Source organism: Flexithrix dorotheae DSM 6795 (assembly GCF_000379765.1).
GTDB lineage: Bacteria > Bacteroidota > Bacteroidia > Cytophagales > Flammeovirgaceae > Flexithrix > Flexithrix dorotheae.
Map to the genome: position 1 here is coordinate 31707 of NZ_KB903457.1, position 25583 is coordinate 57289.

Consider the following 25583-nt stretch of genomic DNA (forward strand, 5'->3'; position numbering starts at 1 on the left):
TGATTTAGAAACTGATATCCTAATTCAACTCAAGGTGTTTGTTATTGATTTTATTGGAATCGTGGTCTAATTGTCTGCACTTTCTGGTCATGAGGAATAATTCAAAACCGAACCCCAGTTTATGAATAGTTTCAAATCCAAGTTTTTTATACCATGGAATGTTTCTCACAGTTGAAGTTTCCAGGTAAATGGGTTTTTGCAATCGCTCACTTAATTGAAAAATATCTTCCATCAACTTGCTTCCAGAACCATTCCCCTGATTATCCGGGTGAACTCCTATGAACCATAAATAAATCATTTCCTCCTTTGGGTGGTATTTTTTTATCTTCGATTCTCTTTTTAAAACCTTATAAATATTGGATAGCCCAAGAGAAATGAAGGCAAGTTGGATATCCAGCCAAATAGCTTTTAAATTGGTTTTCTTTTTTTCAGGATATAAAATTAGAGCAGCAGCTTTACGATCATCGGATAAAAATACATCCCCAAACATATAGCACAGCTCAAAAGAATAATTTACCAGATTTTGGATTCGTGCTTCTCGCTTATGATCTTGTTTGACGGCAAAATTTACACTTTTATTTGTATCAAATGCCTTAGATAGTAGCTCTACAATTGACTTTTTATCCTGAGGAGTTGCCTTTACCATGGTTTATTAAAGTTTAAATTTTCAAAAAATGGAAAGTGAGTATTTGAACAAAGGCAGTTGAATCCAAAAGCTTTTATCCTATCCAAATGGAGAAGATACTTTTTTACAAACAGGGGAAAAGGTATAAGCGGACCTGTTAACATTTTGATCTAATTTTCTGGTTAAAAAAATAGTTGCCCCTACTTTTCTAGTTTAGAAAAGCCAAATTAGTAAGATGTTAAAATAGGTGAGTGCTAGTAAAAAGGATCTGGCTGAAACACATGGTCTGGAGATCCTCTTATTCTTAATAATCAGGAATTTTTTGAATAATTACAAATAATCTTCTGATATTTTGATTTTTCTATCGGTTGATTACAGCGCAAATGGCTTTCATTTCCTCTCCTGTAAAACCCTGACTTTTCATTTTTCGATGAAATGAAGAAACTGAAATTCCACTTTGCAATGCCACAAATCGGGCTGACAGACCATAAAACTTCAAAGTCTCCGGCAAGTCCTGTTGTATCTTAATGAAATCATTTACAACTGCTTCATCAATCCTGCTCATATAGCAATAAATCAAATATAAAAAATTATTTCCCAAATATGAAACATTCATATTCTTTTTTTCCTGATTTTTAAAAATCAGGTTTAAATTTCATTTTTGGAAAATTTAGTGGGAATATTTACAGATAAAATTTGGGTAATATTATGGCACACGAATCAGAAATAATTTTTTATCAGGGAAATGATGGAGATATAAAAATCGAGGTTTTATATCAAGATGAGACATTCTGGATGCCTCAAAAAAAGATAGCTGAATTATTTGGAGTTCAAAGACCCGCGATTACAAAACATCTAAAAAATATTTTTACATCTAATGAGCTCGAAGAAGAATCAGTTAGTTCCATTTTGGAACATACTGCGAAGGATGGAAAAAATTATAAAACAACATTCTATAACCTGGATGTGATTATTGCTGTTGGGTATCGTGTTAATTCAAACAAAGCAACAAAGTTTAGGATTTGGGCAACAAAAGTTTTAAAAGAATTTATAACAAAAGGATTTGTTTTAGATGATGAGCGTTTGAAGCAGGGTAAGCATTTTGGTAAAGATTACTTTGAGGAACTACTTGAACGAATTCGTGAAATTAGAGCAAGTGAGAGAAGATTTTATCAAAAGGTTACCGACATTTATGCCTTATCAATTGATTATGATAATAAGGACACCCTAACAAAAACTTTTTTTGCAACCGTGCAAAATAAGCTACACTGGGCAATAGTCGGGAAAACTGCTGCAGAGATTATTTATTCATCAGCTGATGCTACAAAGCTTTACATGGGGTTAACAAATTGGAAACATGCACCAGACGGAAAGATTTTAAAATCAGATGTGGTAATCGCCAAAAATTACCTGAGTGAGCAGCATATAAAAGAACTAAACAGGATGGTTTCAGCCTATTTAGACCTGGCGGAAAATAGAGCAGAAAGGCAAATACCTACTACTATGCAAGATTGGGTAAATTTTTTGAACCAGTTTTTAGAACTATCCAGCTATCCAATTTTGAAGGATAAGGGAAAAATAAGTGCGTTGGAGGCAAAACTCAAAGCTGAGCAAGAGTATGGTCAGTATCGAAAAATTCAGGATAAAAACTATACTTCTGATTTTGATAAACAAATAAAACGACTAAAAGGGAAGAAGAAATAGGATACGAAATATCAAGGATGGAAAACTCAATTTAATTAATATTTCCATCCAAATCTTAAAAAGTACCCTAATAAACCATTTTCATGTTTTCTACTGACATTCACAAATCAAAATCCCTGTTTTTACTCTATCCCTTTCTTTAAATCAATTTTCTTTAATTGAAATAATGGCAACTCTTCTGGAGTAATATTGGAGTTTTTGATGATCATCTCCCTAATTTCCAAATGCGTTTTTCGATTCTCCTCAATATATTCCTCCAGAGTTAATTTCTTTCCAAAAATATTATGTTTTGTCAGTTCCTGGGCAAATGTTCTACCAGTGATGGAAATCATGTGAGCATTTTTATCTTTTACAACTTTCCCTTCATATAATGTTTCTAATCCCGCATTATCGAGTTTCTTAAAACTTTCAAGATTCAACTTTGTTTCTTCTTTTAAAGACTCAGATGTTTCTTTAAGCTTATTTAGTTTATTTACCCTGTCTTCCACCCTGATAAAATACTCTCTTACCATTTCCCCTACATCGGTTTTTGCTAACATGGCAAGTTGTTTTGCCATATTTACTGTAAGAAAAAACTGCTTTGCTGGTCTTCCAGAGGGTTTCGCCCAATTTTGGGCGAAACTCCAATAATCCCTTCCTTCCTCGAAGGAATCAAATTGTCTTTCTACCCAGGCTCTATGTCTTGTTTTTATCTTAAGGAATTCGTGTAACTCGATAGAATCAATCAAATATCCCTCATAAATGCTTATTAACTGTTTCATGAGCCTATTTAAATGTAATGATATATTTTACCTCACTAAATCGGGTCCTTCCCTCTTTGAAAGAGGCTATTAAATTAAATTTTTTTGCAGTGAGAAAAGCTTTATCAATAGTTTTCCTTATTCTTGAATGATTTCGCTTTTTGAGATGGTTTTCTAACCTCATTATCTCAATTAATCTTCCATAACTGTATTCCACAGTATTATCTTTAGAGCAATGTTTGGCTTGGTACAAACACTTAATAAAAAGCTCAACTCCCACATTTGGTCTTCCGGTTGAAATTTCTCTTAGCTTTTTATTGATATTAGAAGGCAATTCAAAGTAAGTACTTTCTTTATCCTGGAGTACAATAAAACTTTCATCTACCGTAACTGTAATCTTTTTATTATTAACATTCGTCTTATCGATATTCACAAGTCTTGGAAAACGAATATCCCCATTTCTGCAGGGTACAATAAACTTTTTCTTATCAAGCTCGATAAGGGCATCAAAAACTATTTTTCTATGCTTTGAGGAGGCTGTTTTCGAATCAAGTCCCATGAGTGCATTAAACCTCAACCGATCGAAAGAGAAAGTGACAGAATTATTTTTTTTGTTATGAACTATATCATTGTCAGACTCGGCAATTTGGCAAAGCACCAGAATTGAAGTTAAAACTCTTACCTCAATTCCAGTTAAATGTGAAACAACCTGATTTCTAATACTAGGATCAATCTTATTTTCGATTGTCTCCGGAAATTCCATAAAACTTCCGGTTTCGTCTCTTAAAATTTTATCAATAGCATCATTAATCTTATTATTTAATCTTTCACTGTCTTCAATTGATAGCTGTTTCAATTGATCCCTAACCTCAATTTTTAATAGTTTATTCGGATAATTTACAGTTTCATTATAACTCATAGGAATAAGATTTGGTGGCAAAACCGTCACTTTTGTGGCAATATTTGACCTGTTATTTTCATTAATTCGGTGGCAAATACCGTCACTTTTGTGGCATTTGCCGTCACTTTGGTGGCAATAACCGTCACTTCCGTGGCAATTACCGTCACTTCTGGGGCGTTTACCGTCACTTTCGTGGCAAATCCGTCACTTCTGTGGCACTAACCGTCACTTCCGTGGCATTCCCGTCACTATTGTGGCGATTACCGTCACTTATGGGGGTATTGCAGTCACTTCTGTGGCATCCACCGTCACTTATGTGGTAAAAACCGTCACTTTTGAAAATATGAAAATTATAAAACATTGATTTATAGTAATTTACATAAGAAAAATCCTCTTGTATAACTTTTAAAATACATAAAATTTTTAAAAGTTATACTAATGAGCCCAAATTTTTATTTGTACTCATTAATTCAAAGAAAAATAAAAGAATTATAAAACTCTAATGCAAATTCATTTTAAAAAAGAAGAGACTAAAAAAGTTCATTACCCCTCAATATTTTTCCCACAATGATATTGATTTTTGTTGTATAATTCTTTTCGCAAGTTTTCTGTTTTGCCAGGGAAAAGCTTTTCACCTGTTGAAGAAAATTCCCCATTTTTTCTTATTAGGGATTGATCCAAAGATGGAGCAGAAGAAACCGTATCTTTTTGTAAAAGGGACTAAAAATTTCTTTTGATTTAAATGTTTTTGATCATAAGTACCAGAGCTCCACTCGGGGCCATTTTTTATATTGAGCAACTAAATCTCATTATCAATCAATTGCCGCAAAATATTAAGTCTGTTATTTCTGCCCAACCACTTAAATAGACCATGAAAAATGTAAATAGCAAAACCAATATTTAAGCACCAGTGCTCCATACCGGGTACTATTATTTCTGAGCAATAAAAATCTCTCTATCAGTATTTTACGGCAAAATAATACACAGTTAATTTTGAATGACTACTTAATTTCCACGCTACAAATCAAAATCCTTGTATTTATTTTTCCTGAAAAAATTGTTTTCCACATCATACTCTTCCTTCATTTCGGGGAATGGCTTTTTTCCCCTCCCCTCACCTTTTGTTTCCTTGTTTTCATTGGAAGAATTAAATAGCCGTTGGATATCGGAATTTTTCACTTCAGCCTGCTGATTTTTGTGCCCTTTATTTTTCCCGACTATTTTCACAATAACCACAAGTGCTAGAAAACCGAAAATGGCCAGAGAGCCGTAAAAGAGTATGGTTTTAAAAGTTGGATTGGTATACAACTCTTCCATTACAGTAAATCAATTTTATTTTTCGATTTTCTATCAATCATTTCGGCAATATCTTCTTTCATTCTACTCAATCCCATCTGGATAAGTGCAGTAGCAATGTGAAATGAAATTTTGTCGGTTTCATTGGAAATAGCTTTGATAATTTCCACAAATTCTGCCGGAACCTTTACCGTAGACATTTTTGATTTAAAGGTGGATGGCGGAAGGCTATTCATATAATCAACCAGTTCTTCAAAGGTCAATGGAGCATCCTTTCTTTTAGAAGCCTTTTTCCGGGGTTTTGCGGGCTCTTCTTTCTCTTCCTCTACAATTTCCTTCTCGGGAGCTTTTTCTTCCTTAGGTTCGATATTTTTTTCTTCTGCAAAAGGATCATCAATTGCAGTGTTCAGGTCCAGCATGGATTTTTCGAATTGGTTTTTTTTAGCCATGATTGCAAAGTTTTGGTGCCAGTATTATTTTAAGTTAACTAATCAGGAATTTTATTAAATGATAGACATTCTGTTCTTCATCATCAAAAGGAATAATGGTAGATCTGTTTTTTCGGTAAGTCTCTGGTCTGTCCCGAATAGACAGCAAATCTCCATTATGCCCTATTATTTTTTCAAGGTTAGGGTTTTGGTGAAGGAAATAGTCTTCATGAGCACTTTCTTTCACTTGCTTGTTGTAAGTGGTTCTACTTTCCTTATTGAGGAACCAGCCACATTTCACATCCAGTGAATGGCACATTTTCATGTAGGACATTCCAGATTCTATATCAAGCTCATCCGCCACCATGGGAATCGCCACTTTATCGATCGTTTTGATAATATCTTTTTGTGGGCTTTCTATCCTACCTGGGAAATCCAGGAACACATAGTCAAAGTAATCTTTTAAAGTATCATATTTTTCAAGGTATTCTTTGTAGGTGAATGTATACACCGGGAATAACTTTTTGAGTCTTTCATCATAATCTTCAAACATATCCCCAAGGATAGAAAGCACCTCTTCATTTTTCAGTTCCTTTGCTCTTTTGTTGGCCAGTGATCTTTGTTCATCAAAATCGATAAGGGCTACTTTTTTTTTCCCGAAGACAATGTGGAAAAGCGTGGTAGTACAATAGACTGTCCAGGTTGATTTACCGGCTCCTCCTTTTCTGGTTGCAATTGATAAAACTTTCATGTTTGTATATATAAGTATTTTATATTTTTTGTATGTATATAGAAAGTATAATAATTATATAATCTCAAAAAATATATCAAGTGTATTTATATAAAAAATATCCAAAGAATATAAATACAAAAAATATATTAATTATATGTATACTTTTAATTTATATATATAAAGCAAAAATACAATTAATATTTATATAAAAAATATTTAAATCGTATTTATACAAAAAAAATAAATATGATTATTATAAAAATTGTATTTATATGAATTTTATAACAATCTTATACACACAAAAAGTATAAATACATGAAATATCTTTTAAGATCGTATACATAACAATCGTATATTTTCAATAAATATACAAAAAGTATATGCCATTCAAATATATTTCATGTGAATATATGAATTAGTAATTATATTATTAAATCGTATATTATTAAATCGTATATTATTAAATCGTATATTATTAAATCGTATNTATATTATTAAATCGTATATTATTAAATCGTATATTATTAAATCGTATATTATTAAATCGTATGCTTTTCTCTTGATTTAAGTTCGAATAAGCGCATTTTAAGCCGATTTAAGCGATTTAAATTGATGAGTGTAAGATTATGGTGTAGGTGCGAAATAATTAGCTCATATAAGAGGAAAATATCCAAATAATAATTGGAAATCTCAAACAGTATTTTTACCTTGAGAAAAGGGTAAGTGGGGAGGAGAAGCAAGAAGGACTTTTGTGTCACAAATGTCAAAAATTTTCAATTTTATGAGAGCTGAAAATATAGCCAATACCAAACAAAATTATCCCTATACCGTGGGCAGATTTCGCCTGAGTGAAAGTGAGAAATTACAGTTTGAAACTGTACGAAAAAAGATAGGGAAGGCAAAAGTGAGCGATACTGAAGTATTTCGGTATTTATTGGAAGGCTCTAAGCAAAATGTGATCAAAGTTCCAGTCACACCCAACCAATTAAAAGTCTGGAAACAGTTTATAGCAGTGGGAAATAACATTAATCAGATTGCCAAAGCTTTGAACTTTATTAAAAAATCTCAACAGTCAGGAGACCACAAAGCTTTAAAAAACTTACCTAAAGAGCTGGAAAAACTTGAAAATATAGTATTAGATTTCTCCCGAATTACCCATGATCGCAAAGATAAATAATGGAGAAAGCTTCAAAGGAGTACTCCAATATGTATTGGATAAAGAGAAAGAATATGAGATTTTAGACTCAAATGAAGTACTAAATACAGATCATATTGGCCTACTTTCCAACCAGTTTATTGCCCAAAGTACCCTTAATTCAAGGGTGAAAAAACCAGTTTGGCATGCACAAATTGCCTTTGCAAAAGAAGATGATTCCCTTATTAATGATGAAATGATTACTGAGATTGGTCAAAAATACCTTAAAAAAATGGGCATTTCTGACAATCAATACCTCATTGTTAAGCATGCAGATACGGCTCATACCCATATTCATATTGTCATCAACCGGGTAGATAATGAAGGAAAACCGCTGAAAGATAACATGATGAAACGCAGAAGTATGGAGGTAGCAAAGGGGCTGGAAGTGGAGTATAACCTTACTATTGCAAGACTAAAAGGACGAACTTTTTCGATTAAAAATGCAAATACAAATTACGTATATGGCTTCAGACCAGACAAACAAATCCTGACTTTAAGGTTAAAAGGTATTCTTTCGGAAGCCTTTTCAAGAAAGTTTACCAGCTTCAAAAGCCTTGATCAATTCCTGCTCAAGCATGGTATAAAAATATTTCAGCAGCAGGGTAGGGGAGGGGAATTCGCAGCAGCAGATTATACTTATTCGTATTTCGATAACCAGAAGGATTTAAAACTGGAATCAAAAAGCACTATAAAACTTTCGAGGGTGGGGAAAGGATTTAGCCTGGAGGAAATTTTAGCCGATTTAAAGGCCAATAAGGCAAAAGAGCCACATCGGATAAGAGAAATGGTGAAAAGGCTGGAAAAAGCCTTTAAACAACAAAAAAACAGCTATGATATTAGTAATAGCAATCCGGCAGGGTTATTTGCTTACCTACATTTTGAAGGCATCAATTTAAAATTTGAATTCTTCAGGAAAGCGGTAGACCAGGCCAATATTCCAAAGGGGGTTAAAAAAGTATTGCTTCTGCTGGAAGAGGAAAAAGAGAAATACAGTGTTGGGCAATCCGATTTGAAGAAAAGTATTTACAGCAATCAAATTGAAGAAATCGACTTTACTCCTAAAATGCAGTTTTTTTTCACCAAATCGGAAGTGGAAATTATTGGTAAGGAAAAAGTTTCCAGATTTTATAAGACTTATTTTGAGAGGGTAGGAGGGGAGTTACCGATAGGTGTAACAAATATTTTAATCAATAAAAGAGCGGATCAGAATACGGTAAATTATGTGATCTCTCAACTTACAGGAAAGGTTTTGCCCTACCACAAAAATGCAGTGAAGGTTGACTTGGCGACTATTTGTTTCAATCTGGCCCAGCAAAAAGAGTTGAAAAATGATAAGGCTCATAAGGAAGTAATGACTAACAGGATAGTTCTTAATGCTTACCAAAATTTCAAAAATTATTCTGATGATCCCGCCAAATTAATGACTTATATGGCGAAAAGGGGAATTGGTTTTAGGCGGGTAGGAGGGAACATGCATCTCATTCATGAGGAACAAGACCTTGGTTTGGCGACTGCATTCAATATCAAAGAGTTTGGAAAATTTGCACCAAATCGGGAAACTGTTTTCAATGATGACAGGATAGCTGAAATTTTTAAGCGCAATTATGAACCGGAAAAGGCAAATTACTATCAACTGCTGGATAAACGTTTGGTGAAAAACATTACCATAGAACTGAAAAAAGGAAAAGCATTCCAGTTGGATGAATTTGATATTTCCTTCATGGAAAAGGACTTCGCTGAAAGCCTGAACAGGCAATTTGCAAAAGCTACCCATAGAGGCAGGTTGGTTTAGATGGGTACTAAACCTTGTATTTGCGGCATGCAACTGCCTTATTTAGCACTTGGTTTTACTTTCCCCTGCTTTCTTTTAGTTTTAAAATATTCCAAGATTTCAAATTTTGTCATCATCATTCAATACAATATGTTTAAAGTTCCAGCTAGTTAACAAATCTTCTGGGGATTAACTGATATCAATTTTTAATTTTCATCACCTTACTTCCCAATAGTTTTTCGGGGAGATTTGTCATTTTTTTATTTGCTTTTTTAAGTTCAGGTATTGCAAAGACCTCATCAGACAATTGAAGTTCCTCAATAGAGATTAAAGTCATCCTGATTGCTATCATATCATTAAAAGATTTAATTATCTCCAGAGGGTAAGCACCAGTTGATTTAATTATTTCATTAAAGTATTCGTAGGAATGGTGTTTATAAAGGCTAGGATTGATTATAGCAGTTTCTTCATTATAGAAATACCATTCCTCCCCCATATTATTCCACCTAAGTTTTAAAGTTTTACAAGGAATTCCAGATACTTTTTTAACAGAATCAATTTCTAAAATTTCAGGTTCAGGAATATCAGGAAATGTTGGACTAATATTTTTTGCATCAATTATGGATACATATTCGAAATCCTCCTGCAGGATATAAATATTATTGATTTCTGGAGAATAAATTATTGATGAAGGTTTTTCTTTGTTATCCACTTTTTTATATTCACCTCCCCTAATGTACACTCTAACAGTATCAAAATACTCATTATCATCCTTTAGTTTTTCAAAAATTTGATCTTTTAAAGGAATTAAATCCCCTTTTACTTCAAATTCAATGGAGTAGGTAATAATGCCCTCAAAAGATTGAGTAAATCCTTGTTGAAATGATAAAAACAGAAGTAGGGTAATTAAAATTTTACACATATTATCAATCTAAAATATTTCTCCATTATTTAATCCCTAAATCTTGTTCTTTATTCTAGTAGAAAGACCAGCTAATCTAAGAATTTTAACTTAAATTGAGTCGCTAAATGTATTTTTTGAAAAAAAGAGAAGTATGGAAATTAAAGATAATCATATCAATTATGTGGAATTTATAGCAAATGATCTTGAAAAAGTAAAGAAATTTTACTCGGCTTGTTTTGATTGGAATTTTACAGATTATGGTCCATCATATACAGCTTTTTCTGAAAGTGGGATGCTAGGAGGTTTTGAAAAATCTGATGCCGAAATAGTAAATGGGGCATTGATTGTTTTGTACCACAAAAATCTTGAATTTATCAGAAATAAAATCCTTGAAGCTGGTGGAAAAATCGCTAAGGACATATTTTCTTTTCCTGGTGGCAAAAGATTCCATTTTGTTGATCCTTGTGGAAATGAACTAGCTGTTTGGTCGGATCAGTAAATATGAGAAAATGGGATAAATTCCAATGAGTAGGATTTATCTAAAACTTTATTTGCTATTCCAAATAAATAATTGCTAATTTATATTGTCTCTATTTTTTTACCTGATTTCTATTGGGCAATATCAAAAGGCAATGATATGGCTAAAAAATCCAAAATAAATTACCAGATTATAGTATGGGCTGCCATGCTTTATATTTTGATCAGCAGGGGTTTGAAGTTGGAAATTGTAAAAGCTAGAATTCTGGCTGCAGATGGATCGGGATCAGTCATTGACCTCTTGGAGAAAATATTCAATCCTGATTTTGTCATTTATGTAGAAGTGTTATTTCTGATTTTACTTTTTGTGGCATTATCGGAAGAAGCCATCATTTACAAAAAAGTATATATTAAAAAAGTAGAAGGTAGAAGTAGAAATAGTGCATTATTTTTTGTCATAATTCTCCCCCTTTTCTTTTTGGTATTATTTGTATTATCCCACTACTCAGCTCCGAAGTTGTTTTATGGAGAATTGGGAATCGTTCTTTTTAGTTATTTGTATTTCCCGGAGTTTATCTTCTCCATTCCAAAGGTTTTTCCAAAGCTTGAGAACACCATTCACAAAGTCATGATAACCAGGCATTCTAGTGAGCAATTGAATAGCTTTGGTTACGATACCCTGCAAAAAAGGGAGCAGGTTTTAAATGCCAGAACAATAGGGCATTCCAATGACCCGATTTACTTCACTACCAAACTGGATAATGGTACGGTCGTTTACAATGGCAATCCCAGACGAAGTAATTTGATTGTGGGTTCGGCTGGTGCTGGAAAATCCGTTTCCATTCTCAATCCGTGGATTTGGCAAAGCATGGATATGCAAATTCCTATGTTTTTGTATGATTTTAAGTTCCCGGTCCAAACCAGAGTGGCTTTATACCATTATTTGCAATTGAAAAAAAACAATCCGAATTATCCCCTGCAATTTCACATGAATACTTTTAATGGGGATTATCTGCATAATGTCTGGCGATTGTCCCCCATCAATGACAAAACCATTGAAACCGATTTGCACAGTGATGTTTATATTCAAACACTCTTTTCCTGCATGAATAAAAGATGGATAAAGCATCCGGATTTTTGGGCGGAAAGTACAATTGCTTACGGATCGGCAGTTACACTGGCATTTAAAAAGTATATGGGAAGCAAATTTACTTTACCCCATATTATCCATTTCCTGAGCCAGGATTATATGAAACAAGTACAGGTTTTAATTAACCTGGATGATGATCAGATCAATGCAAAAATTGAGAATATCAGAAAGCCAGTGATGGAAAATAAAGGAGCAGACCAGCTTTCCGGAATTTTTTCTACCATGCAGAATTTCATGTCCAAAATGCACAATGCGAATATCTTTTTTGCCATCAGTAAGGAAGAAACAAGTCTGGACCTGAACAATCCTCAATCGCCCACTTTTTTATGTGTAGGCAATGATAACTTTTACCGGAAAGTGTTTTCCCCACTGATTTCACTTTATACCTCCATTGTGTTTTCAGTTTGCAACAAGCAGGGGAAATTACCACTGCATTTTATGGCTGATGAAGCCCCAACATTATACCTGCCAGGCGTAGAAGATTTTATCAATACGGGGAGGAGCAATGGCATGATCACTACCCTGGGTATGCAGAGTATGGCACAAACGGCTTTTGAATATGGTCAGGAATTGGCAAGAGTAATTGAAGGAAGTTTGTCTAATATTTATTTTGGGCAAACCAATGATAATCATACCCAGCAATTTTTCTCCAAAATGATGGGCAACTATAAAAAAAGAGTTACCCATAACACTTTCCAAAGCAACAGTAACAATGTGTCACTAGGGGAGACCACCCATACCGAGAATTTCCTACGGCAAGATGAAATCAGTGAATTACGGAAAGGCTATTTTGCCGGAAAAGTGGCAGAAGGGGAGCGCTCAAGGTTTATGGGAAAAGTAGATGTAGAAGAATACCTGAGTCACTTCGATAAATCAGAAGAATTATCCCTACCGCTGTCTCCAACTGTAGCTATGCTTGAACAGGACGGTAAACTCAAAAAGGATGACATCAACCAATACTATCAAAAAAAGGAAAAAGCCAACCAAAAAATAAATCAGGAAACCCTCAAATATGCAGACAAAGTCTATCAGGACATCATCTCAGAAACCGAGCAGTTTATCCGGACTTTGGTTTGAATGGGGTAGGAGAGGGATGCCTAAAGGAATAAAAAATCCTGATCAATATACTCGATCAGGTTTTAAATATTTAATTTACGATTGATAATTGGTTAAAATTTTATTATTCCTGAAAAATTATAATCAGTTTTTTGATCTCAAAATCATAGACTAATTAATACTATTACCAGCTATTTTTTTCATCAACTGTCATATTTCACATCATTTGGTAACCAACCATTGTTGATTTTATTAACCAACTTTATTAGATGTTGTTTAACTTTTTTTTTAGTAAAGTCTAAACAGATTACTCTATTAATATTAAAATCATTTTTATGAGCTAAAGTTGTTGCAAACCAAAATCCTTCTTCGAAATTTTCATGAGCCGTAGTCACGGGTGAAATATTAAAATCAAACTCCTTTTTGTTTTGCATTTCAAATTCAACTATTCGCCAGGATATTTCCTCATCAAAATAATTTTCAGTCCAATTTGCTAAAGTTCCAGCACTACAAACATATGAGACATTTTTATCCATACAAATTTTTACCGCTGGTGGCACTAATTCTTCATCTTCTATATCAGCTATCGAAAAAGCAACCCAATCATTTTTTGGTAAAGAATGTTTCCACTCTGGATTATTTCTAATCTGAACATAATAAATTTTTCTTCTATTTATTCTGCCAATGATTTCCATTTAATTCGAATACAGTTCTTTGGATTTCTTCAAAGAGTTCATCCTCTGATATGGGTGTCCATTTATTCATTTCTAATAAATACAAAAGAAGTTCTAAATGTAATAGAATTTTCAGACAATATAAAATAAAATTATGATATATTATTTGCTATTCTTTTGTTCTCAATCAATTAAATTTCAAGAAGTAGTCATTTCTATTCCTTCGTGACTTAAAACCATTGATTCCACTGCGACTTTACTTTTTTAAAAAAAAATATAGAGGAAAAATTCAAAACAGATGAAACCACAAACAGCATATTTAAAAATTATCCTTCAAAATTTATCGATAAACAAAAATCAAAGCAAAAGAAATACCCATAGGAAACAGCCTGCTAAGGCATAGTCCAACGATAGTTTTATAACATATTTGCTGAANCCGAATTTTCAGTATCATTCTACCATTAAATCACATCTTTTCATTAGATTTATACCGAAGGTTTTAAGCAAACATGCTATAAAACACTAAATGTTGTAGGCAACTAGAAATAATCTAAGTTAAGAGGGTAAATAATTGAAGATTAAAAAATAAGATATGCCAATTGATATTGAAGGATGGGTAGAATTTAGCCCTTACGAAGAAAAGGAGGAACAAAATAAAGAATATGGTTGGTTATCATGGATGGATATTAGTTCTATAATCGAATTTAATGATGAAGTAAATTGGGTTTTAATTGGGAATCCGAGAAACTTCAAATCAAACGCCCCTAAGTATAATCCTATTGCGAAGGATAGAGGTTTTCCAGAAAATCCAAGTTCACATCTAAAATATGATATAAATTGGATTGTCGAACATGAGACTAAATATGGAAAAGGAGAATTATTTGGGTTTACGAATTTCAACTATTCGGAGGTTGAGAATATTAATTGGAAAAAGGACTATAACATAAAAATAGATGAAAGTGATTGGTTGAAATTATTTGAATTAATAGATAATTTTAAAGATTTAAAGAAAATAAAATCAGAGCAAATCAGAATAGTTGCTTGGTACAATTGGTAGAAATAAGGCAGTCTACAATAATAAGGGACCAAATTCATGTGGGTCCTGGGGATCCCACTGAATTTTTTCTAGTGTTGAACAAACCTAATGGGGGTTAGGTCCGGAAAAAGTGCTGTGTAATTTCAATTTTTTTCTTGCTTGTAGGAGAGCTTTTTTGGTGGGGGGTAATTAGCTGTTGTATAGGGGATGCCAAGTAGATTTTATGCCAAAAAAGCCAGGATTACCCAAAGGGTGATACCACATATGTTCCTACACAGCTTTGCCACTCATTTATTGGAGCGAGGAACAGATTTGAGGTATATTCAAAATCTTTTAGGAGATGGTTCACCAAAAACAACAGAAATTTACACGCATATCACCACAAAAGGAATAGAAAAAATTGTGAGTCCACTAGAACATTTAGATATTTGAGTTCAGCTACATGGGAAATAAACTCCATGTGGTTTACATAATCGTTAGCTGTAAAGTAAAGCGTGCTTATGAATGTTTTTGTTAGGCTTCAATCGTATTAGATATAGATGAAAGTAGTATTCGATATTGAAAATATTGATGAATTAGAAAGTTATTTGCTCAAGCATAGCAACCGGGACTCTCTAAGAGAAAGTCTTATTGCAGAGTTTCTCAGAGATGCTTATTATAAGAATGTTAGGCAATGGAATAGAGCTGTAAGAATATGTGAGTGCTTAGCAATAATTGGATGGGGGGAATATGAGCCTTTAGAAGCATTGAGAGGAAAGTGGTTTAATGGAAATCCGCAAACCTGTTTTTTGAATAAATTTGGTGATCTTCGTTTTGTTGAGGCAATTTGGTCAAAAAGGAAAAGCGGTTTTACGATGGAGCAAGGGAGAACTAGTTTCCATTACAGCCCTGATGATATAAATAACATTCAAACAATCCTTTCCGAATATCCAACAAAAGAAGATATTCAAAGCCTTAGCTTGAATAGTCAAAGGAACTGGATTCCTAAAAATCCGATATGGATAACCAGAGGTGTCAGCAACTGCTATGAAAATTCAAAAGAATTAATAGACTCTCTTAGCAAAGAACTTCAGGTTGAACTAAACGAAAGGATGAGGCCTGAAAAGTATGGGAGAAAAGTTAATAGGCTAATCTTAAGCTGTGCCTTTAGCTTTTTCGATAATGATCATTGCAAAACCAACTATATAATCAGCGAAAGCAATAAACCCCTCACAAATAGTAAGGCTTGGGAGGAAATCCGTAAAACTTTCTCTGAAAAGGAAATAGAAGATAATGGCTACTATTTGCGAAATAGATATAAGTTTGGGCCTTTTAGAAAAGATACTGGTAATGTTCAAATAACTATCCATTTTGAAAAGGAGTTTAGCGATTTAAGCCACCTTGAACAGAAGAAGGTGCTATCTGAGTATTTTAAGCAAGCAATAATACAAACTGCTGAAAAGCTCAAAAAGAAGGATTTAGGCTATGACTTTGATGCAATGATAGGGGACTTTACTCGGGTATTATCCAGTTGGAGCGTGGGAAATACAGCTAACACAAGTCTATAAGTCCATATCCTCCCTACGGTTCGGCTACGGCTTATAGGCGCATCGTTAGCATTAATAAAAGAATGAAATCAAAGCTTAGAACCATTGTTGTTCAAAACATTGAATTTAAATATCTCATTAGAGAACAATTCATAGGATATGAAGGAGCTAAGCTTGGTTATTGGATTACAAAATTGAGAGTGTTTAGATCAGGCTGGAAAAACACTCCAATAGAAGTAACTTTTAAAAGTCAAGATGGATATGGCGTTGGAAACCTATTAACAACGGATACTATTTTGAATGATAATAATGGCAGTTTCAACCTTTACAAACCAAGTATTATTCGCAAGGTCATAGAAAAAGTGATGCAACATTGGAATTGGGAGGAAGAAAAATTCGAAATCAAAGATGGGATGGACTTTTTAAAACAAATCGGATTTGATTTTGAAGGTGTAAAAGAAGAATAAAAAAATGCCAATAATAAGGGACCAAATTCATGTGGGTCCCGGGGATCCCACTGAATTTTTTCTTGTGTTGAACAAACCAAATGGGGGTTAGGTCCGGAAAAAGCGCTGTGTAAATTCAATTTTTTTCTTGCTTGTAGGAGTGCTTTTTTGGTGGGGATAATTTTGTTTGGAGTAGCTGTTGTATAGGGGATGCCAAGTAGATTTTATGCCAAAAAAGCCAGGATTACCCAAAGGGTGATACCACATATGTTCCTACACAGCTTTGCCACTCATTTATTGGAGCGAGGAACAGATTTGAGGTATATTCAAAATCTTTTAGGAGATGGTTCACCAAAAACAACAGAAATTTACACGCATATCACCACAAAGGAATAGAAAAAATTGTGAGTCCACTAGAACATTTAGATATTTGAGTTCAGCTACATGGGAAATAAACTCCATGTGGTTTATATAATCGTTGTGCATAATTATGAAAAACACATTCTGCATATTAATATTATGGATTTCATGTTCAGCTTTTGGACAAGAAAAGCCAATTGATACTGACTCGTTATTCAATAAAATTCTAAGCAACCCGAAAACTAAGTTTGACAGAAAAACCTATTCCAAATCGATTGTAAAAGAGTTTTACGAGTTACAACTTAATGAAAATGATTGGACGGCATTTAGAGAGTATTATCCAAATAACAACATAAAAGAAAAAGGAATATTTCTAAATGGAGATTATTTTGGTATTTGGAAAACCTATGACAAAAACGGAAACCTGATTTTGGAAATAAACTATTTCTTTTCAAAGAAAATAAAAGGGAGTGATTTAGGGTTTGAGAAAATATTTGACCAATGCAAATCAAAAGCTGACCAATTAATCCAATCTCATTTCGGAGCACAAAATAATTTTAAATTAAACGCTTCAAGAAGCTATTGGTACAGCGACAATAATTCGGGAACTTGGTTTGGAAAGCGGTCTGAAAAGCCAAAAGAATTTCTTTTAAGATATTCATACAATGCCTCAGACACCTTGAAATTCGGAGTTATCGAATTGCACTTTAACTCGGATTTAGAGTTAATACGAGATAAAGCGAAAGGACTTCCAAATACTAAACCATACGAATTCAAAATAGACTACTTTAAAGCAAAAGAAATTGCTACATCATTAATGTATGGGATAACTAATCATCAAAACGCTTTTAAGGAAAGTGAATATCTGAATTTAATTTTTGACGAAAGTGATGATTGCTATAAGTGGATTATTTCTAACGTGCCTGACACGAAATGGAAAGCATACAAAGACACAAATAGTGGAACGATAACTGGAATTGGAAAAACGCTTTCAATTAATTGTTCAACTGGAGATATAGATGAAAGTGATTTCGAAGGAACAATAATTGTAAATTAACTATGCACAATAATAAGGGATCAAATTCATGTGGGTCCGGGGGATCCCACTGAATTTTTCCTGGTGTTGAACAAACCTAATGGGGGTTAGGTCCGGAAAAAGCGTTGTGTAATTTCATTTTTTTTTCTTGCTTGTAGGAGAGCTTTTTTGGTGGGAGTGATTTTTTGAGGGAGCATGGAGAAGCATTTTTAGCACACCACAAGTTATGCAGTGACCAATTGAAGGCTTATCAGGCTATTTATAACTGTAGAACAGCTGAACTGGGAGGTCTTTTGATCACTGTGATCATTGCGGGTATCAACGGGTAGCCTACAATTCATGTCGCAACAGGAATTGTAACAAGTGCCAGTATACCAAACAGCTCCAATGGATAGATAAATTGCAAAGTAATTTATTAGTTTGTCCCTACTTTCATGTGGTATTTACCATTCCGGAAGGTCTTCATGGTTTATTTTACATCAATCAGCGGGTATGTTATAATTTATTGTTTCAGGCAGCCTGGCAATCTTTACAAAAACTAGTTCGGAATCCACAATTTCTTTCCGCCCAGCCAGGAGCAGTGGCAGTGTTGCACACGTGGGGTCAGACTTTAACTTATCATCCTCATATCCATATCAGTTCCACTGCGGGCTCGTGCCTGCAGGAGGGCTTTCGGAAGATGGTACAGAATGGATTAGAGCGCACAAGAAGTTTTTGGTTCCAGTGAAAGTTTTGTCCAGGGTTTTCAGAGGGGTATTTTGGAGTTTGCTAGAAAAGCAGTTGTTAAAGCAAAAAGTGAAACTACCAGATGATATACCCAATCTTTCTGTATTAAAGGATTTGGTCTATAAAAAGGCCTGGAATGTGTATGCCAAAAAGCCATTGGGAAGTTCAAAGTCAGCAGTGGAATATTTGGGAAAATACACCCATAGGGTGGCTATATCTAATAGTAGATTGATCAAAATGGAGGATGGGAAAATTAACTTTAAGTGGAAAGATTATCGCACTACTGGCAACAGGAAACTCATGACCTTATCCACAGAAGAATTTATCAGAAGGTTTATGCAGCATATATTGCCTTCTGGTTTTTATAAGATCCGGTATTATGGTTTACTAGCATCAGCCAATGGAGCAGTCAGGCAGCATTGTGCCATGCTTATTGGAAGGGTTCAGCCAGTTTACTGCAAGGACTACCTGCCAGACTGGTATTTAAAATCGTTTCAGGCAAAGATCCGGTCTGGAGGGACCCGGATTGCTGCCCAAAATGTAAGCAGGGTAAAATGATTGCTAAAACCATTCTTGATCCTGTTTGACCTGGAATAAAGAGTAAATGTTCTTTGGAAGATGGGTAAATCTAATTGAAGTAACAGCTAAATTTATTTTGGCAGGCCCAACTATGTCTTTTTAAAAAAAAATACAGAGGAAAAATTCAAAACAGATGAAACCACAAACAGCATATTTAAAAATTATCCTTCAAAATTTATCGATAAACAAAAATCAAAGCAAAAGAAATACCCATAGGAAACAGCCTGCTAAGGCATAGTCCAACGATAGTTTTATAACATATTTGCTGAAGCCGAATTTTCAGTATCATTCTACCATTAAATCACATCTTTTCATTAGATTTATACCGAAGGTTTTAAGCAAACATGCTATAAAACACTAAATGTTGTGCAACATTTGACTAACAAACAGAAAGAAATTTAATTTTGGGAAAAAGTACAGTAGAATTTGATAGATGGGTTTCAATTAGAGACAATAGTTGGCCCTATCAAGTATTTAGAAAACATACCCAAGAACTAAATAGAATGATGTGGGCTAATGAACCTGCAACAAAGCTGGTATATGAACAACTAAAAACCAACGGTGCAATTTGGAAAGATAAAGCATCTAAACACTTCGATTTCCCTGTACAAGAAGGAAGAGAGGTTTTTGATGACTTAAAAGATTGGTCGGATTCGTTTAATCAATTTCAAAATTGGACAAATCTTAACGGACTTATGGCAATAACTTCAAATTTTGAAACTTATTTGAGTTCTGTACTATCTTTAGCGTTAGAATCTGACCCTGGTTTAATATATAAGTCTTCCAAATCTGTAGATGGCATGGCACTAATTAAAAGTGGCGCCCATAAATTTCCATTTGAAAATGAAATCATAATTGCGATTACAAAAGGAGATTGGAATTCTAGAATAAGTGCTTTGAACAAGTATTTCGATTATGTTCCTACATCAATGTCATCAAATATTGGTCGATTAGAAAAAATTAGAGTTTTAAGGAATAAGGTAGGTCACGCCTTCGGTAGAGATATTGAAAATTCTAGAATTAACGAGGTTAAGGAAACTTTGCCAATTGAAAAGCTTACAACACCGAATTTTATTAAAATCAGGAAGCTAATTTGGCAATGTGTAACTGAATTAGATAGACATTTGTTGGATAATCACATTGGTGAATTTCAAATAATAAAATATTTCCATTCAATTGAACCACAATTGAAAGGTACTCAAGATAATAAAGCTATGGTTTTTAAAAAGAAAATAGGTGCATTTGGAGATTTATCCGGGGAAAAATATTGCAGAGGACTAATAGACTATTATTATTCTTTATAAATTAAAAACGCACCACAATAATAAGGGACCAAATTCATGTGGGTCCTGGGGATCCCACTGAATTTTTTCTTGTGTTGAACAAACCTAATGGGGCTAGGTCCGGAAAAAGCGCTGTGTAATTTCAATATTTTTCTTGTTTTAGGAGTGCTTTTTTGGTGGGGGTGATTTTGTTTGGAGTAGCTGTATTATAGGGGATACCAAGTAGATTTTATGCCAAAAAAGCCAGGATTGCCCAAAGGGTGATACCACATATGTTCCTATACAGCTTTCTACTCACCTGCTAGAAGATGACTGCAGTGGCGTTCCATTCCACACAGATTTAAGGTATGTTCAGGTTCTATTAGGGCACAATAGTACCAGAACGACAGAAAATTATACTCATGTAGCGGTAAAAAGCATCAAGAAAATTAAAAATTTATTAGATTATGGAAAATAAAAAAATAGTGAGAGTAAAGTGCTGATTACAAATGTGCTGGTGGGCTTTACTCAATTGTTGTAGTGCATTTGAAAAAAAAGAAATAGACAGTAAATGAGACTAACTGAAATATTTAAGAAAAAAAGTCAAATGGAATTTTTCCAAGATGAAAATGGCTTACATAAATTTGGCGGAGAAATACCAAATGATTTTTATATACCTCAGAATGAGTTTTTGGCGGGTTTCCAGTACTTGGGAAAAATTTCAAAGGCAGATAAGAATTTTGATTGGCTACCATTTGACCTGAATTTAATCTGCCCAATATTTACTGACTTTGATTCTCTCTATTTAGACTACTCCAATCCAACTGAACCAAAACTTCTTCACCCAGAAAATTCAGGTGAAATCACTTCAGCATATGATGCATTGACACAGGATTCTAAAGTAGTATACAAGCAACAAAATTTTTCATTACGAGAATTTGAAGGAATAAATGACGACAATGAATTTGAAATTTTTGGAATTATAGGCAAGCCTCAACCAAACTTTGAAGATGAACCTGTAAAAGTACCGCGTTGCCCAAAAACGAATAACAAAATGAAATTTGTTGCCCAGTTATTTAGCAACGACCACATAAAATATGAAAATAAGAACTTTAGTAGCGATGATGAATACTATGAGAATCTATTCCAAACATTGAATTTTTGGTGTGATGGAAGTCTTTTAATATTTATGGAGCCTTCATCAAAGGTTGTTTATTATTCTATTTCAACCACTTAAAAAGGAAAAAAGCACACTACAATAATAAGGGACCAAATTCATGTGGGTGGTCTGGGGGATCCCACTGAATTTTTTCTTGTGTTGAACAAACCTAATGGGGTTAGGTCCGGAAAAAACGCTGTGTAATTTCAATATTTTTCTTGCTTGTTGGAGTGCTTTTTTGGTGGGGGTGATTTTGNTTGGAGTAGCTGTTGTATAGGGGATGCCAAGTAGATTTTATGCCAAAAAAGCCAGGATTACCCAAAGGGTGATACCACATATGTTCCTACACAGCTTTGCTACTCACCTGCTAGAAGATGACGGCAGTGGCGTTCCATTCCACACAGATTTAAGGTATGTTCAGGTTCTATTAGGGCACAATAGTACCAGAACGACAGAAATTTATACATATGTAGCGGTAAAAAGCATCAAAAAAATTAAAAATTTATTAGATTAGGGAAAATTAAAATATAGTGAGAGTAAAGTGCACTGGTGGGCTTTACTCCATTGTTAGCGGGCATTAAAAAGCAAACTGGCATTGAAAGAATATAAAATAGCGAAAGGTTGGGCGATATTTATTTATCTGTTTGCTCCATTATTGATTGGATTATTTGGGTGGGTTCTAATTCTTCCGTTTCAAAATGGCGACTTCTTACCAAATTTTACTTGGATTTTAATTCCAATTTCTGTTGCAATGATAGCCGTAATGGTTTTCGGAGTAATGGAAGCATATAAAGGCAAATTCATAATATCTTCTGAGTCCATTAAATCCATAGGTTCATTTTCAAACAAGGTTTTAAAGTTTGATGAGATAAAAGGATTTACTGTCAATGAACAATATATTTTCATTGAACCTAAAAATAGACTCAAAAAAAGAATAAAAGTAAGCACGTATACAGGCGGATTTAATGAGATATTAAAGTGGCTGTACGAGAACTACCCAGACCTTGACCAACAAAATGCAATAAAAGAAGAACAAGAAATCTTGAGTGATGACTCAGTTGGTTGGACTAAGGAAATCAGGGAAGAAAAGCTTAAAAGGGCAAGAAAGACCACCAAAATCATTAATTGGGCTGCAGGATTAGTAGCAGCTTGGATTTTTTTTTATCCCACTCCATATCAGTACTCGATTTTTATAGCAGCAGTAATTCCAATTATTGCATTAATAGTTACTAAGACCTCAAATGGTTTAATAAGAATAGATGAAAAGAAAGGAAGTGCTTACCCTTCCGTTATTCATGCTTTTATCTATCCTTCCCTTGGTATTATGCTACGAGCACTTTTAGACTATGAGATTTTCGATTATGAAAACCTCTGGTTTACTGTATTAGCAATAACAATACTTTTCCTAGTAACACTTATTATTAAGCAAAGAGAAATAACATTTAAAAAGAAGATGGACTTTTTTACTGTTGGTAGTTTGAGCTTATTTCTTTTTGCCTATAGTTATGGAATAGTCATTCATTACAATTGTTTTTATGATTATTCCGAACCAACGTTTTATACGGCTAAAGTTTTGGATAAAAGAATTAGTTCAGGAAAGTCAACTACACGATATTTAGAACTTACTACTTGGGGTCCACAGACCGAAATCGATGAAGTAAGTGTGGGAAAAGAATTTTATAATCAAACTGAAATTGGAGACCAAGTGAACATTTATTTCCGAAAAGGAAACTTAGAAATACCTTGGTTTATAGTGACAGATAATTGAAAAACAAAAATAACGACCCGCTAATAATGGGTATAAAACATAGGGCGGACAGTTAAGTGCTTCGAAATACCCTACGTTTCATACCCGACACCGTTATGCTTAATCAACCAAATAGACAAGTAGTTTGATGACAAATAAAGATGTTGAATCTGATCAAGTCACAAGTTTTGTTCCTGAAAATAAGACTAATTACTTAACTTTTTACTTTATAATTCTAAAGAAATGGTTAATAGCTTTAGTGATAATTGAAGTAGTTTTTTTTCTAGGAGAATCTAGTTTGTTCAGTTATGATGTTCATTACATTCATATGCGATTTAGATTATTAGTGGTGTTTGGAATTTTACCAATTTTTAGGTCAAATAAAATCAATGGGATTTCAATATTTGACAACCATGGATGCCTTTCATTGAATTATTATCGGACTCCATTCCCAAATGAAAGTGTGACGATAAAATTTGATAATTTAGAATTCCAATTTAAGTCAGAATCTGAGTTACTTTTAAAAAGAATAAACGGGCAATCTTTTTTTCTTTCTAGACAAAAGGATGGTTTTTCAATACAACAATTGAAAGATATTGCATCATTAATTGAACACGAAATAAATAAAAAAGCATAATAATAAGGTTCCAAACTTAGATGGGTCCTGGGGATCCCATTGAATTTTTTCTAGTGTTGAACAAACCTAATGGGGGTTTGGTCCGGAAAAAGCGCTGTGTAATTTCAATATTTTTCTTGCTTGTAGGAGTGATTTTTTGGTGGGGGTGATTTTGTTTGGAGTAGCTGTATTATAGCGGATGCCAAGTAGATTTTATGCCAAAAAAGCCAGGATTGCCCAAAGGGTGATACCACATATGTTCCTATACAGCTTTGCCACTCATTTATTGGAGCGAGGAACAGATTTGAGGTATATTCAAAATCTTTTGGGACATGGTTCAGCAAGAACAACAGAAATTTACACGCATATTACAAAAATAGGAATAGAAAAAATTGTGAGTCCATTGGAACATTTAGATATTTGAGTTTAGCTATATGGAAAATAAACTCCATGTGGTTAACATAATCGTTGTAGCACATTAAAACAATGAAACCTGAATTAAAATATATCGAACTGAAAAGTGGATTTGGTGATTCTGGACCTGCTTGGATTGGAATGGCGGAATTCTCAAAATCTGGTCGAACTATTTATTTTAATGGAAAAGCTCTTAAAAATTTAAATGCACAAGGAATCGCTGGAAACTACTACGACATAGAAAGTGGAGATGAATATTGGATTTCTGGAATAAAGAAAAACGGAACTGACCGCCATTGGGCAGGAGGCGGAAAAATAATGATTGACCGAAATGTTGTAGACTTATATTTAAGTCTAGTTGACTTCAATGTATTGGATAAAAATCGATTTGAATTAGTAGACATTTTACCAACTGATAAACAAAAGTTTACACAATTGGAAAATCAAAAATTAAACTAAAGTATTGTGTTGAAAAAGAATACTAATGTTGTTTTAGGCTTAATTCAAATAGTATTGTCAGTATACTGGATATATGAAATGATATTTCTTTATTATAAATATCAATATACAGATATTCTTTTTGCTTTTATGTATCCTAATTGGGTTCTGTTTTTAAATTTTTTATTAAGTATTATAAACTTATATTTCGGTATAGAATTAATGAAAGGAAAGATATCCAACACGCGAAGTTATTTAACAATGATAACTTTAATAATCATTGGAGGATTGATAAATATTTTGAGTGTAGCATAAAAAAACGTGCTACAATAATAAGGGACCAAATTCATGTGGGTCCTGGGGATCCCACTGAATTTTTTCTTGTGTTGAACAAACCTAATGGGGGTTAGGTCCGGAAAAAGCGCTGTGTAATTTCAATTATTTTCTTGCTTGTAGGAGTGCTTTTTTGGTGGGGTTGATTTTGTTTGGAGTACCGATTTTTGTTGTTAATTTCCATTTCAGTTTTTATTTTTATTATTTGCAAAAGTCCAAATTAGCAGGTTAATACTGCCAAGGGCATA

28 protein-coding genes and 1 pseudogene are annotated in these 25583 nt (G+C 33.6%); 19 read left to right on the forward strand and 10 right to left on the reverse strand.

Annotated features, from left to right (window positions below; translation table 11 throughout):
* Positions 1-19: 19 nt before the first annotated feature.
* Together A3EM_RS43630 and A3EM_RS0125165 are read right to left on the reverse strand one after the other, a co-directional pair.
* Positions 20-646, reverse strand: a complete 627-nt coding sequence (locus tag A3EM_RS43630) for a GNAT family N-acetyltransferase (protein WP_020531016.1) — start codon at positions 644-646, stop codon at positions 20-22.
* Positions 647-986: 340 nt separating this feature from the next.
* The gene (locus A3EM_RS0125165; protein WP_157638079.1) at positions 987-1190 is read right to left on the reverse strand and encodes a hypothetical protein; all 204 of its coding nucleotides are present in this window, start codon (positions 1188-1190) and stop codon (positions 987-989) included.
* Between the two features lie 143 nt (positions 1191-1333).
* Between A3EM_RS0125165 and A3EM_RS0125170 the strand changes: the two genes are divergently transcribed.
* Positions 1334-2329, forward strand: a complete 996-nt coding sequence (locus A3EM_RS0125170; RefSeq protein WP_020531019.1) for a virulence RhuM family protein — start codon at positions 1334-1336, stop codon at positions 2327-2329.
* 122 nt (positions 2330-2451) lie between these two features.
* On the opposite strand, the gene A3EM_RS0125175 is transcribed toward A3EM_RS0125170, so the two are convergent.
* The 6 genes from A3EM_RS0125175 to A3EM_RS0125215 all read right to left on the reverse strand — a co-directional run bounded on the left by A3EM_RS0125175 (position 2452) and on the right by A3EM_RS0125215 (position 6445).
* Positions 2452-3090, reverse strand: coding sequence for an antA/AntB antirepressor family protein (locus tag A3EM_RS0125175; protein WP_020531020.1), 639 nt, complete (start codon positions 3088-3090; stop codon positions 2452-2454).
* 4 nt (positions 3091-3094) lie between these two features.
* Positions 3095-3988 carry a hypothetical protein gene (locus A3EM_RS0125180; protein WP_020531021.1) on the reverse strand — a complete coding sequence of 298 codons (894 nt, stop codon included), beginning with the start codon at positions 3986-3988 and terminating at the stop codon, positions 3095-3097.
* A gap of 26 nt (positions 3989-4014) precedes the next feature.
* Positions 4015-4158, reverse strand: a complete 144-nt coding sequence (locus A3EM_RS47705; protein WP_020531022.1) for a hypothetical protein — start codon at positions 4156-4158, stop codon at positions 4015-4017.
* An 829-nt stretch (positions 4159-4987) separates the two neighbouring features.
* The gene (locus A3EM_RS0125205) at positions 4988-5287 is read right to left on the reverse strand and encodes a hypothetical protein (protein WP_020531026.1); all 300 of its coding nucleotides are present in this window, start codon (positions 5285-5287) and stop codon (positions 4988-4990) included.
* The gene (locus A3EM_RS0125210; RefSeq protein ID WP_020531027.1) at positions 5287-5715 is read right to left on the reverse strand and encodes a hypothetical protein; all 429 of its coding nucleotides are present in this window, start codon (positions 5713-5715) and stop codon (positions 5287-5289) included. The genes A3EM_RS0125205 and A3EM_RS0125210 overlap by 1 nt, the downstream gene beginning before the upstream one ends.
* Before the next feature lie 34 nt (positions 5716-5749).
* Positions 5750-6445 (reverse strand): ParA family protein, encoded by a 696-nt coding sequence (locus A3EM_RS0125215; RefSeq protein ID WP_020531028.1) that lies wholly within the window; start codon positions 6443-6445, stop codon positions 5750-5752.
* Between the two features lie 763 nt (positions 6446-7208).
* On the opposite strand from A3EM_RS0125215, the gene mobC reads away from it, so the two are divergent.
* Both mobC and A3EM_RS46240 read left to right on the forward strand, forming a co-directional pair.
* Positions 7209-7604: a plasmid mobilization relaxosome protein MobC gene (gene mobC / locus A3EM_RS0125220; RefSeq protein ID WP_020531029.1), complete on the forward strand. Its 396-nt coding sequence runs from the start codon at positions 7209-7211 to the stop codon at positions 7602-7604.
* Positions 7585-9417, forward strand: coding sequence for a relaxase/mobilization nuclease domain-containing protein (locus A3EM_RS46240; protein WP_020531030.1), 1833 nt, complete (start codon positions 7585-7587; stop codon positions 9415-9417). The genes mobC and A3EM_RS46240 overlap by 20 nt, the downstream gene beginning before the upstream one ends.
* 178 nt (positions 9418-9595) lie before the next feature.
* Here A3EM_RS46240 and A3EM_RS0125235 read toward each other — a convergent pair whose 3' ends face one another.
* Entirely contained in the window at positions 9596-10108 is a 513-nt protein-coding gene (locus tag A3EM_RS0125235) for a hypothetical protein (RefSeq protein ID WP_157638077.1), read from the reverse strand.
* Between the two features lie 343 nt (positions 10109-10451).
* On the opposite strand from A3EM_RS0125235, the gene A3EM_RS0125240 reads away from it, so the two are divergent.
* Both A3EM_RS0125240 and A3EM_RS0125245 read left to right on the forward strand, forming a co-directional pair.
* Positions 10452-10799: a VOC family protein gene (locus A3EM_RS0125240; RefSeq protein ID WP_020531032.1), complete on the forward strand. Its 348-nt coding sequence runs from the start codon at positions 10452-10454 to the stop codon at positions 10797-10799.
* Positions 10800-10937: 138 nt separating this feature from the next.
* A complete protein-coding gene (locus tag A3EM_RS0125245; RefSeq protein WP_157638078.1) occupies positions 10938-13004 on the forward strand; it encodes a type IV secretory system conjugative DNA transfer family protein in 2067 nt (688 codons plus the stop codon).
* Between the two features lie 182 nt (positions 13005-13186).
* Here the strand turns inward: A3EM_RS0125245 and A3EM_RS0125250 are convergent, their stop codons facing one another.
* Complete coding sequence (locus A3EM_RS0125250) at positions 13187-13678, reverse strand: hypothetical protein (RefSeq protein WP_020531034.1); 492 nt, start codon at positions 13676-13678, stop codon at positions 13187-13189.
* 571 nt (positions 13679-14249) lie between these two features.
* Between A3EM_RS0125250 and A3EM_RS0125255 the strand changes: the two genes are divergently transcribed.
* The 14 genes and pseudogenes from A3EM_RS0125255 to A3EM_RS0125330 all read left to right on the forward strand — a co-directional run bounded on the left by A3EM_RS0125255 (position 14250) and on the right by A3EM_RS0125330 (position 25023).
* Positions 14250-14714, forward strand: a complete 465-nt coding sequence (locus tag A3EM_RS0125255) for a hypothetical protein (protein WP_020531035.1) — start codon at positions 14250-14252, stop codon at positions 14712-14714.
* Between the two features lie 186 nt (positions 14715-14900).
* Entirely contained in the window at positions 14901-15125 is a 225-nt protein-coding gene (locus A3EM_RS43640; RefSeq protein ID WP_020531036.1) for a tyrosine-type recombinase/integrase, read from the forward strand.
* Positions 15126-15232: 107 nt separating this feature from the next.
* Complete coding sequence (locus A3EM_RS0125265) at positions 15233-16240, forward strand: hypothetical protein (RefSeq protein WP_020531037.1); 1008 nt, start codon at positions 15233-15235, stop codon at positions 16238-16240.
* A 62-nt stretch (positions 16241-16302) separates the two neighbouring features.
* Positions 16303-16686, forward strand: coding sequence for a hypothetical protein (locus A3EM_RS0125270; RefSeq protein WP_020531038.1), 384 nt, complete (start codon positions 16303-16305; stop codon positions 16684-16686).
* 189 nt (positions 16687-16875) lie between these two features.
* On the forward strand, positions 16876-17061 hold the full coding sequence (locus A3EM_RS48385; RefSeq protein ID WP_020531039.1) for a tyrosine-type recombinase/integrase: 186 nt from the start codon (positions 16876-16878) through the stop codon (positions 17059-17061).
* Between the two features lie 94 nt (positions 17062-17155).
* Positions 17156-18082, forward strand: a complete 927-nt coding sequence (locus tag A3EM_RS0125285; RefSeq protein ID WP_020531040.1) for a toxin-antitoxin system YwqK family antitoxin — start codon at positions 17156-17158, stop codon at positions 18080-18082.
* Positions 18083-18246: 164 nt separating this feature from the next.
* Positions 18247-19374 (forward strand): annotated as a pseudogene (locus A3EM_RS48525) (IS91 family transposase).
* Between the two features lie 396 nt (positions 19375-19770).
* The gene (locus A3EM_RS43650; protein WP_020531042.1) at positions 19771-20670 is read left to right on the forward strand and encodes a hypothetical protein; all 900 of its coding nucleotides are present in this window, start codon (positions 19771-19773) and stop codon (positions 20668-20670) included.
* A 529-nt stretch (positions 20671-21199) separates the two neighbouring features.
* A complete protein-coding gene (locus tag A3EM_RS0125300) occupies positions 21200-21865 on the forward strand; it encodes a hypothetical protein (RefSeq protein ID WP_020531043.1) in 666 nt (221 codons plus the stop codon).
* A gap of 202 nt (positions 21866-22067) precedes the next feature.
* A complete protein-coding gene (locus tag A3EM_RS0125310) occupies positions 22068-22301 on the forward strand; it encodes a tyrosine-type recombinase/integrase (RefSeq protein WP_020531045.1) in 234 nt (77 codons plus the stop codon).
* An 81-nt stretch (positions 22302-22382) separates the two neighbouring features.
* Positions 22383-23555 carry a hypothetical protein gene (locus A3EM_RS0125315; RefSeq protein ID WP_020531046.1) on the forward strand — a complete coding sequence of 391 codons (1173 nt, stop codon included), beginning with the start codon at positions 22383-22385 and terminating at the stop codon, positions 23553-23555.
* Between the two features lie 127 nt (positions 23556-23682).
* Complete coding sequence (locus tag A3EM_RS0125320) at positions 23683-24171, forward strand: hypothetical protein (RefSeq protein WP_020531047.1); 489 nt, start codon at positions 23683-23685, stop codon at positions 24169-24171.
* Between the two features lie 178 nt (positions 24172-24349).
* Positions 24350-24574: a tyrosine-type recombinase/integrase gene (locus A3EM_RS43655; RefSeq protein WP_020531048.1), complete on the forward strand. Its 225-nt coding sequence runs from the start codon at positions 24350-24352 to the stop codon at positions 24572-24574.
* 62 nt (positions 24575-24636) lie between these two features.
* Entirely contained in the window at positions 24637-25023 is a 387-nt protein-coding gene (locus A3EM_RS0125330; RefSeq protein ID WP_020531049.1) for a hypothetical protein, read from the forward strand.
* Positions 25024-25583: the final 560 nt, after the last annotated feature.